Source organism: Fulvivirga kasyanovii, assembly GCF_009711405.1.
GTDB classification, from domain to species: domain Bacteria; phylum Bacteroidota; class Bacteroidia; order Cytophagales; family Cyclobacteriaceae; genus Fulvivirga; species Fulvivirga kasyanovii.
On record NZ_SMLW01000022.1, the window covers coordinates 1 to 265 of the forward strand.

Sequence of the window (265 nt, forward strand, 5' to 3'; positions counted from 1 at the left end):
TACCGCGATCGGCCTGAAGTCCCGCCTGGGGATCATCGAAGAATATTCGCGTCTTTATGATGCCCTATTGGATATCCTGGTTGGAGCCGGATACCTTGAGCTATCAGAAGGAACCCTCCAGACCAGCAAACGCGTTAGCGTTCAGTCACTATCGAGATTATCCGAAGAACATACATCCTTGTCGGGCACCCACAGCTCTTTGTCCAGCTATGCCGCGCTGGTATGGCAGTGTGTGACCCATTACCCTGATATCCTGACCGGAAAG

Annotated in this window: 1 protein-coding gene; it reads left to right on the plus strand. The window is 52.5% G+C overall.

The window, feature by feature from the left end:
- Positions 1 to 265: hypothetical protein (locus E1163_RS29970; RefSeq protein WP_221417840.1), on the plus strand; the 265-nt coding region annotated here is incomplete at both ends.